The organism is Streptococcus sp. AS14 (assembly GCF_000286495.1).
GTDB classification, from domain to species: Bacteria; Bacillota; Bacilli; order Lactobacillales; family Streptococcaceae; genus Streptococcus; species Streptococcus sanguinis_P.
Map to the genome: position 1 here is coordinate 1 of NZ_ALKI01000011.1, position 14,924 is coordinate 14,924.

The window sequence follows — 14,924 nt, forward strand, 5'->3', positions numbered from 1 at the left end:
GCTACCAGGCAGGTTACCTACGCGTTACTCACCCGTTCGCAACTCATCCAAGAAGAGCAAGCTCCTCTCTTCAGCGTTCTACTTGCATGTATTAGGCACGCCGCCAGCGTTCGTCCTGAGCCAGGATCAAACTCTCATTAAAAAGTTTGAGTTCGCACTCATTACTGTCCACTGACAGATTTATTTTCGTTTTTTTGACAGGTTACATATCTCTATGTCACCCTGCACTTGGTTCGTCTTGTTCAGTTTTCAAAGGGCTTTGTCTTTCGCGACAACTATATTAGTATATCACCCAACCACACCTCCTGTCAATACCTTTTCTAATTTTTTTTCGATTTTTATTTAATAAAAAACTTGATGCTCTAACCTGTTCTAGTAAAACAGAAATAAAGTCATCAAGTTTGTTCATTACAAAATCGTATTATCTTGAAAATCTTTTAAGTGATTTTTTAAATCTTTAAGCATGGCTCTTCTTCCTTTAAAGCGCTCGTTGCTCATCAACCTCTGATAATTATCCAATCCAACATCATCAAGAGTTCTTTTATAATTGTCAATCGCTTCTCTGAAGGCAACTAACTCATCCAGAAACAATTCTTTTGATTTCAAACGATGTCCAATCTCACTCACTTCTTCATAAGGCTGGCGGTCCAATTTTCGCTTTTGGCTTTCTTGTTTACGAATTTTATCATGTATATGATTTCTGAATTTTGTTTTGAAATAACGATAGAGTTTTTCCTCATCGTTTTCAATTCCTTTTTCTTTAAGCAGAAGTTCGTATAAAACCAACATTCCTTCTTGCTCCCAATCACTATGTTCCCACAAATGAATATAATAGTCTTTCTTACACTTCCAAACTATCCATTTCACCTTCTCATAAGTAGTTCTAAAATCCATAGTTCCTCCTTAAATTTTACTTAGCTTAATTCTACTGTAAATAGAAAGCGAGGTGGGCTTTTTCTTCTAAAAAGCATCTTTTAGGAGCTCTTCTGACTCGAATAACTGTTTTTAAGTCATTTCAGGTACATATTTAGTCATTTGGGAGGATTGTGCGAAGTATAAAAGCAAGAAAAAAATCAAATGCTTACACATTTGATTTTTTAAACCTAGCTCCGCCAGTAGGACTCGAACCTACGACATCATGATTAACAGTCATGCGCTACTACCAACTGAGCTATGGCGGATTATATAGTCCGTACGGGATTCGAACCCGTGTTACCGCCGTGAAAAGGCGGTGTCTTAACCCCTTGACCAACGGACCATTTCTTGTCCCTCTGCAGAACATATTCCATTATATCAGCTTTTCTTCCTTTGTCAATAATTATTTCAGAAAAATAGAAAAAAGTTGGAATTTCTCCAACTTCTTCTACTCGGAATTTTTTTCTTCCATTTTCGTTTTAATTTCATCATAAGAAAGTGCATGAGCTTCTTTGTCTAATTCAAGTTCAGACTCTTCTGGCATTTTGCCAGTTTCATACAATGATTTAATCTGATTGCTATCCAAAGTTTCATATTTAAGAAGCGCTTCAGCAATCAATTTATGAGTTTCACGATGGGACTGAATAATCTCTGCAGCTTTGTTACGTGCTTCATTAAGAAGTTCTCTTACTTCTTCGTCAATCTCATATGCAGTCTGTTCTGAAATTGATTTTTGAGGACTGGCTGCACCAAACATAGCATGGTTTCCTTCGTATTGAACCGGACCAAGTTTTTCGCTCATTCCATATTCCGTTACCATACTGCGGGCCATCTGAGTTGCCTGTTCAAAGTCATTAGAAGCACCCGTTGTCTGCACATTAAATATAATTTCTTCAGCCACACGGCCACCCATAAGACCAGCTAATTGCTCTTTCATATCTTCTTTAGATAGAAGCATTTGGTCTTCCTTAGGCAAGGCAATCATATAGCCACCAGCGCGTCCACGAGGTACGATAGTTACCTTATGTACGACACGCGCATTTGACAATACTAAACCAACAATAGTATGTCCAGCTTCATGATAAGCAACCATTTGACGATCGCGTTCAGACACCATCTTATCTTTCTTAGAAGGTCCTGCGATTACCCGGTCTTCTGCTTCATCAATATCATCTGCATCAATGACTTTCTTGTTACGACGAGCAGCAACCAAAGCAGCTTCATTCAAGACATTTTCCAAATCAGCACCAACAAAACCTGGTGTCTGCTGAGCAACTAGTTTTAAATCAACATTTTTAGCCAGCGGCTTATTCTTAGCATGAACACGAAGAATGGCTTCCCGACCTTTCACATCAGGACGACCGACCAAGACTTTTCTGTCAAAACGGCCAGCACGCAGCAAGGCTGGGTCCAATACGTCCGAACGGTTAGTAGCCGCAATGATAATGATGCCTTCATTGCCCTCAAAACCATCCATTTCAATCAAGAGCTGATTGAGGGTTTGCTCCCGCTCATCATTACCACCGCCGAGTCCAACTCCACGCTGACGACCGACTGCATCGATTTCATCGATGAAGATAATGGCAGGGGCTGCCTTTTTCGCATCCTCAAACAAAGAACGGACACGGCTTGCTCCGACCCCAACAAACATTTCTACAAAATCAGAACCTGAGATACTGAAGAAAGGAACTCCTGCTTCTCCAGCAACAGCCTTGGCAAGCAAGGTTTTACCAGTTCCTGGAGGGCCTTCTAGAAGGACACCGGCAGGAATACGAGCACCTAACTTGGTGTAGCGTTTCCGATCTTTCAAAAACTCAACAACTTCTACAAGTTCTTGTTTCTCTTCCTCAGCACCAGCTACATCTGAGAAGCGAACCTTAATATCTTCTTTGTTAGCAGCACGCGCCTTATTGCGACCAAAATTCATGGCACCGCGGGCACCACCGCCGCCACCTTGATTCATCATGGACATAAAGAAGAAGATGACAATTACAAAAGGAACGATGGAAGTGAGGATTGTAATCCACATTCCGCTTGAACTTTCGCGCTTTATGCTGATTTCAGTGTTATGCTCAGAAGCTAATTTTTGTAAATCAGAAATTGTAATATCTGACGGTAAAATAATACTTGTAAATCTCTCTACTTTAGAAACGTTTGGAGTGAAAAATAAAATCCCTGTATCTTCTTTCGATTCCTGAGGTGTTTTGTAAGTACCTGAAATCTCAACGACGCTGCCATTTGGCTGGTAGCTCATCTCTGTGACATTATTTTCCTTAATTTCCTTCACTAATTCTGTGTAATTGATTTGTTGACTGCGACCGCCAGTATCTCCTGAGAAGAAATACTGAAACCCTGTCACTAGGACAACAATAATCAGAATATAGAGAAATGGATTTTTTATAAAACCATTGTTTTGCTTATTTTTCATCTATTAATAGTAAACCTTTATTTTGTATAAACTTCTTCTTTCAAGATACCAATATATGGAATATTACGATAGTTTTCATTGTAATCTAATCCATATCCAACAACAAATTCATTTGGAATTGTGAAACATGTATAATCTGCATCAATTTCAACAACACGCCCTTCTGGCTTATCCAAAAGTGTAGCAATTTTAACTGATGCAGCATTTCTTTCCTTAAACAAATTGCACAGATTTTTCAAAGTCTGACCAGTATCAATAATATCCTCAACAAATAGGATATCACGTCCTGTAATGTCTTGATCAATGTCTTTAATAACATTAATGACACCTGAGCTGGCAGTACCACCATGGTAGCTGGAGACCAACATAAAATCAAGCTCAATATGTGTGTCAATATGCTTTATTAGCTCAGCCATAAAAGGTACGGAACCTTTTAAGATTCCAACAAAAATTGGATTCTTACCTTGGTAGTCTTTGGTTAATTGCTGACCAAGCTTTTTTGCAGCATCCACGATTTCTTCATGGGAAATCAATATTTTTTTGATATCTTGTTCTAGCATAATTTTACCCATCTATTTTCTGAATATAAAGTACAGTACTCATTATATCACTTTTTAATGCCTTACTCAAATCACTGATAGCAATATTTAAGATCGCTAAAATTTGATGATTTTGTTCAACTACTACAGATGAATTCCGTTCTTCAAAGGAAACCTTCTTATCAATAAAAAGACGACGAAGTTTCTTGTGATGACCATTCAGCAAAATACTGTCTCTCTCTTTTCGGAAGCGGAGTGTCAGCGAAGTTTCACGCGAAACAAAAATTTTTTGAATATTTTCACCACTCAAAGGAATCCCGAATGAAAATCGATAATGCCCAAACTCGATCAGGTTCTCAAATTCTAACAAAATTGAATCCATTTTTAAATCGGGCTTACGACTGATTTTTCTAATTTCAAAACGCTGGTAATCTTTAACAAGCTCATAGTCTTTTTTCAAAGTGTGCTGATAATTAGCCTTAGTCCGCAGGATGTTTAAAACCTCCTCAAACTGCTGCTTACTCAGATTCAGACCAGGAAAGTTTTCGAGATAGTTCTGCAATAGAAAACGTTGAACCTGGGGGATTTGCTGATTAAAGGCTTGGACATTTTCTATATCTAAATCTCTAGTCAAGTGAGACAAAGCGGTCTGCCAATCTTCAATTTCCTTTCCTAGATACCGCAAAGAATCCTTAAATTGTGGATTTTCTTTTTCTAGATCCGGCAGATAAAGATTGCGAATTCGATTTCTGAGATAATCATTTTGAAAATTACTGCTATCTTCAAAATGTTGAATATCTGGAAAGTCTGACTTATGGAAGGTAAGCAAAGGACGAATCAGCTCCCCGCAAGCAAAAGACTGGACAGCTTTCATGCCGGACAGATGACGAAGTCTAGCTCCACGCAGCAGCCGCATAAAAACAGTCTCAGCTTGATCATCTGCGTGATGGGCAGTTACCAGAGCAGTATAATGCTCTGCCTGCATCACTTTCTCAAAAAAATCATAACGAAACTGCCGAGCAGCATTTTCTGAAAAATTACCAGAAAAACTTGATGTAAAAATCTTTACACCAAGCTGTTCCGCAATCTTTACTAATGCCTTTTCTTCTTGATCTGACTCTGGCCGCTGTTTGTGATTGACATGAGCAATCGCAAGCTCGATAGCCAGTTCTTTTTGAGAATCAATCAACAGCTGCAACAGTGTCATAGAATCCAGTCCACCTGATACAGCAACTAAAATTTTTCGATGGCCTTGGAAATACTTTTTCTCCTGCATTTTTTTAAGAAATTCTTGCTTGATCATTTCAGGACTCCATAGACATCATCTGCTATCTGGGAAATGGTATCGTAGTTTGCATTATTAGTAAAAATGACAATGATAAAAGGGGAATCTGCATAGACAATCGCAGCATCGTGCTTAAAGTCATAGGCGTCACCAATTTTATGAGCTACTTTAGCATCGATATTTTTAGAAATCCGCTGATTATCGTAATTTGTCTGAGACAAGGCATCGATAATCATGCCATTTTGCTCATAGATAGCTTCCAAAACATTTCCAGCCATACGTGAAGATGCTTGTCTTTCTTCCACATCCCATTTCTTTCCAGCTATTTTGTTGATCGTCTGCTGAAAATGTTTATCAGATTGATTGGTCGCATAATAACCTAAAATATTATGGGCGACATTATCTGATTCTTTGGCCACTCGATTTATCAAATCCTGAACTGAATATTCCTTGTCGTCAGCTGACTTGGCAATGCTGCCGCTTCCTTCCGGTTCATAAGCACCTGCGAAATCATTGACTGCTCCAATATACTTGAACTTCTGATCTAAGGAAAGTTTTTTCTGATCCAGCTGTTCCTGCACATAGTAAAGATAAGGCAGTTTTGTCACACTGGCCGAATACATCTCTTGATCTTGATTGATACCTGCTTCTTTGCCAGTGTCCAGCTGTTTGACATAGATAGAGTAGTCCGCCTTGTTATACTTACTGCTCAGAATTTCTTGAACCTTGTCCATTCGATTATCAGTCTCATCCAAAAATTCCATAGAAACCCAGCCCTGTCCTTCAATCTGGGCATAAGTTCCTTTGACAGTCTGGACAATTTGAACAATGTTTACTTTTGTATATGGAGCCACTGTTGTATTGACTTTTTTAGCTCCATTAACATTGGCTTTATCATAAAGAATGAAGCCAGGTTTCAGCCACATTTCTTGATGGATATCTTGAATTGACTGGACAGTATCTTCGTAAATTGTATTTTTATCCGCTATCACAAACTGGCCGTTTTTCAGCTTGAAAATCGGAACTTCTTCTTCATTTACATGAAATTCTGTTATCTGAATGGCTTGATCTGGAACTAGCTTTCCTGCAGTCTTGCTCAGAGTTGAATCTGTAAATGTAGGTGTTTCTTCATAAACGTTAGGATTTGTCGGGATACTATCAAAATAGCGCCCATACGTAGTGCTTGTAAAATGATATTTTTCTTCCTCGTCTAATACGAAATCTTTTTCAGTACTAATAACTGTGATACTGCTAAATAAAGCTGGCAGCAAAAATATCAGTAACAAAAACTTACGCATGTTTTCCCCTTTCCTCTTGATTTTCTTGAAGTTTCAAAGCTTGATTTTTTTCAGTCAGTTCTTCTAATTTCTCATCTGAAAAGGCCAAGAACTGCTCAATTGTTTTTAGTAAATCTTCCATAACTACTGCGGCAATAAATCTGGGATAGTATAAATGTACTCACCCTCTTTTGAAAAAGAGTATTTAGCGCGTGCATACTTAGCAGCATAGCTATCATCTTTTAACTTTGTTGCTATATCTGATTGATAGACCTTTTCTTCGCTGAGCGTCTGATATTTCTTCTGCAGTTTAGAATACTGTTCACGACGCTGCAGCAAGGTTTGATAACTCTGGTACAAATTATAGGTAGGTAGAATAAATAAGAGGATCACCAAAATCAGAACCCAGCCCATAAAACGGTTGCGTTTCCGCCGTTCCTGATCCACATATCTGCGGCGTTGATTTTCATCTTGAATAAAACGATTATTGAGTTGGACGATATTTTTAGGCATCTTCTTCTATCCTTGTTTCACTGACTATTTCGTACATTTTAACTGCATCTTCTTTTTTAGTGCTGTCTTTCATCTCCAGAACCTTTACAGTCAAGAGTTTATTACCAAAGCGTACTTCAATCAAGTCATCCACTTTCAAATCTGTTGAGCTCTTGGCCAAGATACCGTTCACTTTTATTCGACCCTTGTCAGCTACTTCTTTAGCCACTGGACGTCGCTTGATAATCCGTGACACTTTCAAATATTTATCTAATCTCATCCTATTACCTCATTTTCTCTTAATTTATTATTCTACCATTTTTTGAGAAAAATAGAGCTTAAAAAGCCAAACTTCACTGAATTGTAACCTTTATTCTGCCTTGCGCTGTTTAATTTCCAGCATCTTTTCTCCAAAATTAACTAGACCTTCTAAAATCTCGTAATCTTTTTTATTCCTCACATCAAAAATCACTTCAATCAAGCCATTTTTTTCGCCAATTCGAGCCTTTAAATTCGTCATCGAAAGTGCTTCAAAATAGTCCTGCGTCAGATAAAGCTGCTGCGAAATTTTCTCAAAATGAATAATTACTGCATTCTGCTGGCGTTCCACTGACTTTACAAATGCTTGATCTAAATAAAACTTAGCAAGTCCAATCTCCAACAGATAGGCTACAACATCAGGATACTCCCCAAAACGATCAATCAATTCATCCTGTAGATTTTCATAATTTACACGGCTGTCAATCTCACGAATTCTTTTATAAATTTCAATCTTCTGTCTTTCATCAGAAATATAGTCACTAGGCAGATAGGCATCAATCTGCAGATTAATCTCTGCATTGCTCTTTTGACGTTTGTTTTCTCTACCCTGCTTTTTAGCAATGGCTTCTTCTAGAAGCTGTGAATACATCTCAAAACCAACAGAATCAATAAAGCCAGATTGCATGCTTCCTAGGATATTTCCAGCACCCCGAATAGACAAATCTCGCATGGCAATCTTAAATCCAGAACCTAACTCTGTAAATCCTTTAATAGCCTCCAGACGCTTTTCAGAAACTTCTGTTAAGATTTTATCTGGTCTGTACATCAGATAAGCGTAAGCAATCCTATTGCTGCGGCCAACCCGGCCACGAAGTTGATACAAGGTTGACAGTCCCATGTGATCAGCATTTTCTACAAACAAAGTATTGGCATTTGGGATATCAACCCCAGTTTCAATAATAGTTGTAGTCACCAAAATATCGTATTCTCCATTGATGAAATCCAGCAAAGTATTTTCTAAACGAATCTCACTCATTTGACCATGAACATAACCTATAGAAGCTTCTGGAATTAACTCTCTTAACTCTGCAACTTTCTGCTCAATTGTGTCAACCTTATTGTAAAGGTAGTAAACCTGTCCACCTCGGTCTATTTCACGTAAGACAGCTTCTCGAATCACTGTAGGATTGCTTTCTAAAACATAGGTTTGAACAGGATAGCGATTGGTAGGCGGTGTCTCAATAACTGACAAATCGCGAATCCCCAGCATAGACATATGCAGAGTTCGAGGAATAGGAGTTGCTGTCAAAGTTAAGACATCAACTTTCTTTTTCAATTCTTTTAATGTTTCCTTGTGCTTAACTCCAAAACGCTGCTCTTCATCAATGATGATTAAACCTAAATCTGCAAATTCTACATCTTTGGATAAGAGTCGGTGGGTTCCAATAATAATGTCAACTTGTCCCTTCTGCAGCTTCTCCAGAGTCTGTTTTTGTTCCGCCTTACTCCTGAAACGACTAAGTACCTCAACATTGACCGCAAAATCATTAAAACGTTCTTTAAAGTTAGTATAGTGCTGCTGGGCTAAAACCGTTGTTGGCACTAATACAGCTACCTGTTTATGATCATTGACAGCCTTAAAAGCAGCCCGCATAGCTACTTCTGTTTTCCCAAAGCCGACATCACCAACTAAGAGGCGGTCCATCGGACGACTGCTTTCCATATCCTTCTTCACTTCCTGAATACTTCTTAGCTGGTCCTCTGTTTCAACATAGGGAAAATCATTATCAAATTCCTCTTGATTGGAATCATCAGCTGAGAAAGCAAAACCTTTTAGCTGGCTGCGTTCAGCATATAGTTTAATCAAATCATCCGCAATATCCTGAACCTGATGTTGAACTTTTTGCTTACTCTTCTGGAAACGACCGTCATTTAGCTTATTTACCTTAGGTGTTTTTCCATCGCTAGCAACATACTTTGATAGGAGATTAATCTGGTCAACTGGAATCGAAATACGATCAGAATTTTGATATTGAATTGTCAGATAGTCACGGTGGACGCCAGAGATTTCAATCGTTTCTATTCCCAGATAACGTCCTATCCCATGAATATTATGGACAACATAATCCCCTTTTTCTAGCTCATTATAATCTTTCAGTCGTTCAGCATTGGAGATATTCTGACGCCGAATTTTTCGTTTTATTTTCTTGTGAATAATTTCGTACTCTGTAATAAGAACAATTTTCTCATCTACGAAATTAAAGCCTTGAACAAGATTTCCTTCTATAAGCTGAACTGCATTTTTGTGAATCTCAGCCTCTTTTATATAGTCTAAATGAATATCATATTCCTGTAAATTTTTATGTAAACTTTGTAAACCTGACGAAGAATTTGCTTGTAAAATTATTGTATAGCCAGATTTTTTATAACGATTAATCTCTTCCTTGAGCAAGGAAAACTGACTGAAAAATTCTTGCATTGGGTATTGATTGAATTGATACAAAGAATCAAATTTCAGATTTCCCAAACCTTTTTGAAAGCTTGAAAAGAAGGTTGCTGGTGTATATTGACGATAATCTTGGTACTTATCTGCAAAATATTTCTGACTTGATAAAGCTTTACAATTTTGTAAATCATCTGTCAACAAACTAGCTGTTTCCAGTTCAAATTGAGCATGTCGATCCACAATTTTTTGAAAATCATCAAAAAATACAGGACTATGAACAGGCAAATAGTCTAAAATAGTCCATTCTTTCTGATAAAAATAAGAAAGGAATTTACGAATATCTGCATGATGAAACTCTTCTTTGGCACTGATTAGTAACTCTTCTAAGTAAGATTTCAAAGCAGGATCAACAGCTTTTTCTAAAATAGCTTCCAGATTTTCTCGTCCTCGAGCATAATCTTTCTCAGAAAGCAGGATATCAGAAGCAGGTTTAATTAAAATACTTTCTATGTTTTCAATTGAAGTTTGATTTTCTGGATTGAAAATCCGAATACCATCAATTTCATCGCCAAAAAACTCCAGGCGATAAGGTGCCTCTGCTGAGCGCTCAAAAATGTCTAAGATGTCTCCTCTTAGACTATATTCTCCCTGACTTAAAACTTGAGACACCTTCTTGTATCCTGATCTTGACAACATCTTTACAAGATTATTTAGGTCATATTCTTGTCCAACTGTCAAATTTATATTGGTATTTTTAAAATCAATATAATCAGGCAAGAGTAATTTGCTGGCTGCGACATTAGTAACTAGAATTCCAGACTTTTGATGGTCTATTAAAAAGTTTAGAGCATCTAATCTCGAAAATATTTTTTCCTGTGAAGCAAAAACAAATTCTGCTATAGGAGTATCATCTGCTAAGAAAGTATAGACCTTGTCTTCTCCCAACAAAGAAATCAAATCACTAGCCAAACGATCTGCTTCATTTTGACTAGAAATCAGCACAAGGATTTTCTCTGATTCTTCTAATCCAGCTGCTATAGTAATTGCTTTTGTTGATGCAGACAATCCCATTATCAACTGTCTGCTGTTTTTATGGAGATTTTTCTTCCAATCTGAAATTTGCTGGTTTTGACAAAATAAGTCAATCAGGTTCATTTTATTATCCATTGTATTTCTGCATAGTTTGTTCAAAATTGCCTGACTGTAAATAATATTTTACAGCCTTGTCAACCTTATCAAGAGTATTCAGAATCATTATATAATCATCTTTATCAAATTTTCCTAGAACGTGGTGGACCACTGTCATACCTTCTTTTGGACGGCCAATACCTATCTTTATCCGTTTAAATTCTTGACTTCCAATGTGTTTGATAATAGATTTAATACCGTTATGGCCACCAGCTGAACCCTTGCTGCGCAAACGAATCTTACCAACTTCCATATCCAAATCATCATAGATGACCAATAAATCCTCTATATCTAAACCATAGTATGCTAGTAAAGCTTGAACGGCCTTTCCGCTCTCATTCATAAATGTAGTTGGTTTGACAAAATAGACTTTTTCACCATTCAGAAAAGTAGAAGCAATATCTGCTTGAAAGATTTTATCAGCTGTAAATTTTAAATCAAGATCTTTACAGATCTTGTCAACTAGCATAAAACCAACATTATGTTTGGTTTCAATATATTTTTCTCCTGGATTTCCCAGACCGACTATTAACTTTACCATTTTTCTCCTTTATAAAAGCCAAAAGGGCTGGAAAAAAATTTCCAACCTAGAATTTTTAGACTTTACAAATACTTTACACATTAAATCTAAATTCCATAATATCGCCATCCTGAACGATATATTCTTTTCCTTCTTCGCGCAAACGTCCAGCTTCTTTAACTGCTTTTTCGCTGCCATAGTGCACTAGGTCATCATAAGACATAGTCACTGCTCGAATAAAGCCTTTTTCAAAGTCTGAGTGAATAATACCAGCCGCTTGAGGAGCTTTCATTCCACGCTTAAAGGTCCAGGCACGCACTTCTTTTTCACCAGCTGTAAAGTAGGTTCCAAGTCCCAACAGATGATAAGCTGCTCTGGTCAGTTTATCCACACCTGATTCTGTCAAGCCGATAGCTTCCAGAAATTCTGACTTATCCTCATCGTCCAATTCAGAAATTTCTTCCTCTGCACGCGCTGAAATGACAACAACTTCAGCATTTTCTGTAGCTGCGAATTCACGAATCTGCTTCACATAGTCAATATTATCTGGATCTGCTACTTCATCTTCACTTACATTGGCCACATAGAGAACCGGCTTAGTCGTTAAAAGAAAGAGTCCTTTAACGTTTTTTTGTTCTTCTTCCGTGAATTCAATTGTGCGAGCTGACAGACCATCTTCTAGGACAGGCTTAATTTTCTGTAAAACATTAAATTCTGCCACTGAATCCTTATCTTTTTGAGTACGAGCCATCTTCTCTACACGTGTATAGCGTTTATTGATACTTTCTAGGTCTGCTAAAATCAATTCTAGATTAATGGTCTCAATATCAGCCATTGGATCTACAAATTCAGACTCACGGCCCTGTTCCCGCATAACATTTTCATCATCAAAGGCACGTACTACGTGGACGATAGCATCTACTTCACGGATATTGGCCAAGAATTTATTTCCTAGTCCTTCTCCTTTCGAAGCACCTTTCACAATTCCAGCAATATCAGTAAATTCGAAGGTTGTTGGAACTTTCTTCTGTGGTTTGATGAGTTCTGTTAATTTATCCAAACGTGCATCCGGAACTTCTACCCGCCCGACATTTGGATCAATTGTCGCAAAAGGGTAATTAGCTGCTTCTGCACCTGCTTTTGTAATTGCATTAAATAAAGTTGACTTACCAACATTGGGTAAACCAACGATTCCTGCTGTCAAAGCCATTCTTATCTTCTCCATTCATCTTTTCAATCCAAACCATTATACCATAAATCCTTATCCTAAACAGCGGATTTTAGTTATTTTTTCTAGCTTTCTTTACAGAAGTGTAAAATAAACTGAAGATAAAAATGATATAATATAGCTATTATTCTTACTAAAGGAGTTCCACATGAAAAAGAATACTTCTAAAACACTTTTTCTTTCCTTCCTTGCGTTTACTACTTTGTTTATTTTAACTGCCTGTAACAGTCCTAAAAAAGCTTATTTCCAACTGATTGACCAAAATACTAAGAAAAATAGTCGCATCACCTATGAATACAAAAATGATGAACTTCTTATACAACAAATAAACAATACTTTCTACTATGAACCAATTGGCTTGACAAAAGACACGGCTAAAGAGCAGACAGAAGCCTACGCTAAATCTATCAAAGATGTCAAAGGGTTGACTCATGAAATTGATTACAAAGATGAATATTTGACCGAAAAAATTACAATTGATTTTAGAAAAGCTGACATTGAAGAGCTACAAAGAAAACATCTTCTTCAAATATCAAGTAATCAAAAATTAAGTTACATAAGTTATAAAGAAAGCGCTAAAATACTTGAGAAAAAAGGCTATAAAGAAGTTAAAGACGGTAAATTTGAAGAACTTAAATAAAAGCAAAATGGATAGGACTTAAAAAGTCTTATCCATTTTTGATTGAAAAATTAAATCTAAATCTGATCTTCAGCAATGCAACTTAGTTTTCCACAATAGCATTTACGATGAGTTTTCGTCTAATCAATTATTTTCTTCATTTTTCTTTCAAAATCGTGACGACTCATCATCACAAGATGTTCACAATTGGTGCAACGGATTTTGATATCTGCACCAACCCTTGTGATTTCCCAGCGATTCGCCTTTTTCCCAGTCGCTTTAATGGTGCAGGCATGCGGCTTTTTCATTTCTACAAAATGACCAATTTCATACATTTTCTTTCTCCTTTCAAAGAACTATTATTGTCCAGGAAGAAAACTTAAGTATTTATCATACTCTGTGAATAAAAAACGATTAGGACCAAGAATTAAAAATCTTTAACTTGGTCCACTGCTTTTCATCTTAATTAGTTCTGACAGGTGTAATCAGCTGAATAAAGTTTTCTGTGTCTTCACTCGGTACCAAGGTGAAAGGACGAACGGATGAGATAAAACTAATCGTTACTTTTTCACTGTCAATAGCCTTCAAAGCATCAATCAAATAAGTTGGATTAAAGCTAATAGTCAAATCTTCGCCAGTTACACTTTCTGTATCAATTTCTTCGTTAACACGGCCAACCTCTGGTGAATTTACATGGGCACTAACAATACCGCCTGCAATCTCCAGTTTAACTGTTCCATTCTGTGTAGCATTAGACAAGAGACGAGCTCGTTCCATAGCTGCACGTAAATCAGAAGTATTAAAAGTAAGGACACTCGTAAATTCAGTCGGAATCAAACGATCTGTATCTGGATAATTTCCTTCTAAGAGGCGGGTGTAGAAGCTGATATTTTCGCTTCTGAAAAGAATTTGATTGTTAGCAAAGAAAACCTCTACCGTTTCAATTTCATCGGTAAAAACAGCCGTAAATTCACGTAAAGAGCGACTTGGAATGACTACGTCAAAATTATCTCCGTTTTTCTCTAGAGTAATTTTCTTTTGACTCATTCTGTGAGAGTCTGTCGCAACAGCCTTCAAAGAACGGTTATCTGTCAAAACAAAGTGAACACCAGTTAAAATTGGACGGCTTTCCTGAACACTGGCTGCAAAGGCTGTTTCGTTAATGACATCTTTGAGAATTTTTGTTTCAAGAACCAAGGGATTGCTGGCAGAAATTTCCTGGATTCGTGGATACTGGTCAGCGTCTTTACCTTTCAGGGTAATCTCTGATTTGCCGCTCGTCAAGACGATTTGTTTTTGTTCAATTTCTTTAAAATCCAAAATAATATCTGGCAAGCTAGAAACAACATTAATAAAGAAAGTAGCTTCTAATAAAATTGAACCTGTTGAGTTGACAAGCAAGCCTGCATTTTCATTTTGAGTAGAAATAAAGTTTTCAATCGACACTTGACCATTCGAGCCGATTAAAGTAATTCCTTCTTTGGTAACATCGATTTTCACAGTAGAAAGAATAGGAATTGCATTTTTATGGCTGATAGCCCTTTTAGTAGTATTTAACGCTTGTAAGAAGAGATTTTTATTAATAGAAAAATGAATCATGGGATCTCCTTTTTATTTATTTATGATTATAAGATTAATAGTAATAGTAGTTTGTGTGAATTATGTGGAAAAATAGCTTCGTTCTTATTCTAACAAGTTTTGAGACTTGTTCACAAAGTGTGGATAA

At 37.0% G+C, this 14,924-nt stretch carries 14 protein-coding genes, 2 tRNA genes and 1 rRNA gene; 1 reads left to right on the forward strand and 16 read right to left on the reverse strand.

What is annotated here, in order from left to right; genetic code table 11:
• The 14 genes from HMPREF1150_RS0111160 to ychF all read right to left on the reverse strand — a co-directional run.
• Nucleotides 1–142 (reverse strand): 16S ribosomal RNA (locus tag HMPREF1150_RS0111160); the annotation flags it as partial.
• Between the two features lie 266 nt (nucleotides 143–408).
• Nucleotides 409–894 (reverse strand): sigma-70 family RNA polymerase sigma factor, encoded by a 486-nt coding sequence (locus HMPREF1150_RS07530; RefSeq protein WP_002894314.1) that lies wholly within the window; start codon nucleotides 892–894, stop codon nucleotides 409–411.
• 213 nt (nucleotides 895–1,107) lie between these two features.
• Nucleotides 1,108–1,181, reverse strand: a tRNA-Asn gene (locus HMPREF1150_RS07525).
• 5 nt (nucleotides 1,182–1,186) lie between these two features.
• Nucleotides 1,187–1,258, reverse strand: a tRNA-Glu gene (locus HMPREF1150_RS07520).
• Between the two features lie 105 nt (nucleotides 1,259–1,363).
• Complete coding sequence (gene ftsH, locus HMPREF1150_RS07515; protein WP_009659530.1) at nucleotides 1,364–3,343, reverse strand: ATP-dependent zinc metalloprotease FtsH; 1,980 nt, start codon at nucleotides 3,341–3,343, stop codon at nucleotides 1,364–1,366.
• A 17-nt stretch (nucleotides 3,344–3,360) separates the two neighbouring features.
• Nucleotides 3,361–3,903: a hypoxanthine phosphoribosyltransferase gene (gene hpt / locus HMPREF1150_RS07510; RefSeq protein ID WP_032905419.1), complete on the reverse strand. Its 543-nt coding sequence runs from the start codon at nucleotides 3,901–3,903 to the stop codon at nucleotides 3,361–3,363.
• 4 nt (nucleotides 3,904–3,907) lie between these two features.
• On the reverse strand, nucleotides 3,908–5,185 hold the full coding sequence (tilS, locus tag HMPREF1150_RS07505; protein ID WP_009659557.1) for a tRNA lysidine(34) synthetase TilS: 1,278 nt from the start codon (nucleotides 5,183–5,185) through the stop codon (nucleotides 3,908–3,910).
• The gene (locus tag HMPREF1150_RS07500) at nucleotides 5,182–6,465 is read right to left on the reverse strand and encodes a serine hydrolase (protein ID WP_009659563.1); all 1,284 of its coding nucleotides are present in this window, start codon (nucleotides 6,463–6,465) and stop codon (nucleotides 5,182–5,184) included. Before HMPREF1150_RS07500 ends, tilS begins: the two co-directional genes overlap by 4 nt.
• Nucleotides 6,458–6,586: an SP_0009 family protein gene (locus tag HMPREF1150_RS12275; protein ID WP_009659523.1), complete on the reverse strand. Its 129-nt coding sequence runs from the start codon at nucleotides 6,584–6,586 to the stop codon at nucleotides 6,458–6,460. Before HMPREF1150_RS12275 ends, HMPREF1150_RS07500 begins: the two co-directional genes overlap by 8 nt.
• A gap of 2 nt (nucleotides 6,587–6,588) precedes the next feature.
• Nucleotides 6,589–6,957 (reverse strand): septum formation initiator family protein, encoded by a 369-nt coding sequence (locus tag HMPREF1150_RS07495; protein WP_009659562.1) that lies wholly within the window; start codon nucleotides 6,955–6,957, stop codon nucleotides 6,589–6,591.
• Nucleotides 6,950–7,216, reverse strand: a complete 267-nt coding sequence (locus tag HMPREF1150_RS07490) for an RNA-binding S4 domain-containing protein (RefSeq protein ID WP_002916261.1) — start codon at nucleotides 7,214–7,216, stop codon at nucleotides 6,950–6,952. Before HMPREF1150_RS07490 ends, HMPREF1150_RS07495 begins: the two co-directional genes overlap by 8 nt.
• A gap of 90 nt (nucleotides 7,217–7,306) precedes the next feature.
• Nucleotides 7,307–10,810 (reverse strand): transcription-repair coupling factor, encoded by a 3,504-nt coding sequence (mfd, locus tag HMPREF1150_RS07485; protein WP_009659526.1) that lies wholly within the window; start codon nucleotides 10,808–10,810, stop codon nucleotides 7,307–7,309.
• Nucleotides 10,803–11,372 carry an aminoacyl-tRNA hydrolase gene (gene pth / locus HMPREF1150_RS07480; RefSeq protein WP_002931704.1) on the reverse strand — a complete coding sequence of 190 codons (570 nt, stop codon included), beginning with the start codon at nucleotides 11,370–11,372 and terminating at the stop codon, nucleotides 10,803–10,805. Before pth ends, mfd begins: the two co-directional genes overlap by 8 nt.
• A 73-nt stretch (nucleotides 11,373–11,445) precedes the next feature.
• Nucleotides 11,446–12,561, reverse strand: a complete 1,116-nt coding sequence (ychF, locus tag HMPREF1150_RS07475) for a redox-regulated ATPase YchF (RefSeq protein ID WP_009659529.1) — start codon at nucleotides 12,559–12,561, stop codon at nucleotides 11,446–11,448.
• A 166-nt stretch (nucleotides 12,562–12,727) separates the two neighbouring features.
• Here ychF and HMPREF1150_RS07470 point away from each other — a divergent pair, with 166 nt between their 5' ends.
• Nucleotides 12,728–13,219 carry a DUF1307 domain-containing protein gene (locus HMPREF1150_RS07470; RefSeq protein WP_009659537.1) on the forward strand — a complete coding sequence of 164 codons (492 nt, stop codon included), beginning with the start codon at nucleotides 12,728–12,730 and terminating at the stop codon, nucleotides 13,217–13,219.
• Between the two features lie 119 nt (nucleotides 13,220–13,338).
• On the opposite strand, the gene HMPREF1150_RS07465 is transcribed toward HMPREF1150_RS07470, so the two are convergent.
• Together HMPREF1150_RS07465 and dnaN are read right to left on the reverse strand one after the other, a co-directional pair.
• Nucleotides 13,339–13,533 (reverse strand): DUF951 domain-containing protein, encoded by a 195-nt coding sequence (locus HMPREF1150_RS07465; RefSeq protein WP_002894296.1) that lies wholly within the window; start codon nucleotides 13,531–13,533, stop codon nucleotides 13,339–13,341.
• A 127-nt stretch (nucleotides 13,534–13,660) separates the two neighbouring features.
• Nucleotides 13,661–14,797, reverse strand: a complete 1,137-nt coding sequence (dnaN, locus tag HMPREF1150_RS07460; RefSeq protein ID WP_009659533.1) for a DNA polymerase III subunit beta — start codon at nucleotides 14,795–14,797, stop codon at nucleotides 13,661–13,663.
• Between the last annotated feature and the right edge of the window lie 127 nt (nucleotides 14,798–14,924).

Bases quoted from the DNA above. Each gene is read 5' to 3' on its own strand.
- HMPREF1150_RS07530 (WP_002894314.1), bottom strand. From the start codon at position 894: ATGGATTTTAGAACTACTTATGAGAAGGTGAAATGGATAGTTTGGAAG.
- ftsH (WP_009659530.1), bottom strand. From the start codon at position 3,343: ATGAAAAATAAGCAAAACAATGGTTTTATAAAAAATCCATTTCTCTAT.
- hpt (WP_032905419.1), bottom strand. From the start codon at position 3,903: ATGCTAGAACAAGATATCAAAAAAATATTGATTTCCCATGAAGAAATC.
- tilS (WP_009659557.1), bottom strand. From the start codon at position 5,185: ATGATCAAGCAAGAATTTCTTAAAAAAATGCAGGAGAAAAAGTATTTC.
- HMPREF1150_RS07500 (WP_009659563.1), bottom strand. From the start codon at position 6,465: ATGCGTAAGTTTTTGTTACTGATATTTTTGCTGCCAGCTTTATTTAGC.
- HMPREF1150_RS12275 (WP_009659523.1), bottom strand. From the start codon at position 6,586: ATGGAAGATTTACTAAAAACAATTGAGCAGTTCTTGGCCTTTTCAGAT.
- HMPREF1150_RS07495 (WP_009659562.1), bottom strand. From the start codon at position 6,957: ATGCCTAAAAATATCGTCCAACTCAATAATCGTTTTATTCAAGATGAA.
- HMPREF1150_RS07490 (WP_002916261.1), bottom strand. From the start codon at position 7,216: ATGAGATTAGATAAATATTTGAAAGTGTCACGGATTATCAAGCGACGT.
- mfd (WP_009659526.1), bottom strand. From the start codon at position 10,810: ATGGATAATAAAATGAACCTGATTGACTTATTTTGTCAAAACCAGCAA.
- pth (WP_002931704.1), bottom strand. From the start codon at position 11,372: ATGGTAAAGTTAATAGTCGGTCTGGGAAATCCAGGAGAAAAATATATT.
- ychF (WP_009659529.1), bottom strand. From the start codon at position 12,561: ATGGCTTTGACAGCAGGAATCGTTGGTTTACCCAATGTTGGTAAGTCA.
- HMPREF1150_RS07470 (WP_009659537.1), top strand. From the start codon at position 12,728: ATGAAAAAGAATACTTCTAAAACACTTTTTCTTTCCTTCCTTGCGTTT.
- HMPREF1150_RS07465 (WP_002894296.1), bottom strand. From the start codon at position 13,533: ATGTATGAAATTGGTCATTTTGTAGAAATGAAAAAGCCGCATGCCTGC.
- dnaN (WP_009659533.1), bottom strand. From the start codon at position 14,797: ATGATTCATTTTTCTATTAATAAAAATCTCTTCTTACAAGCGTTAAAT.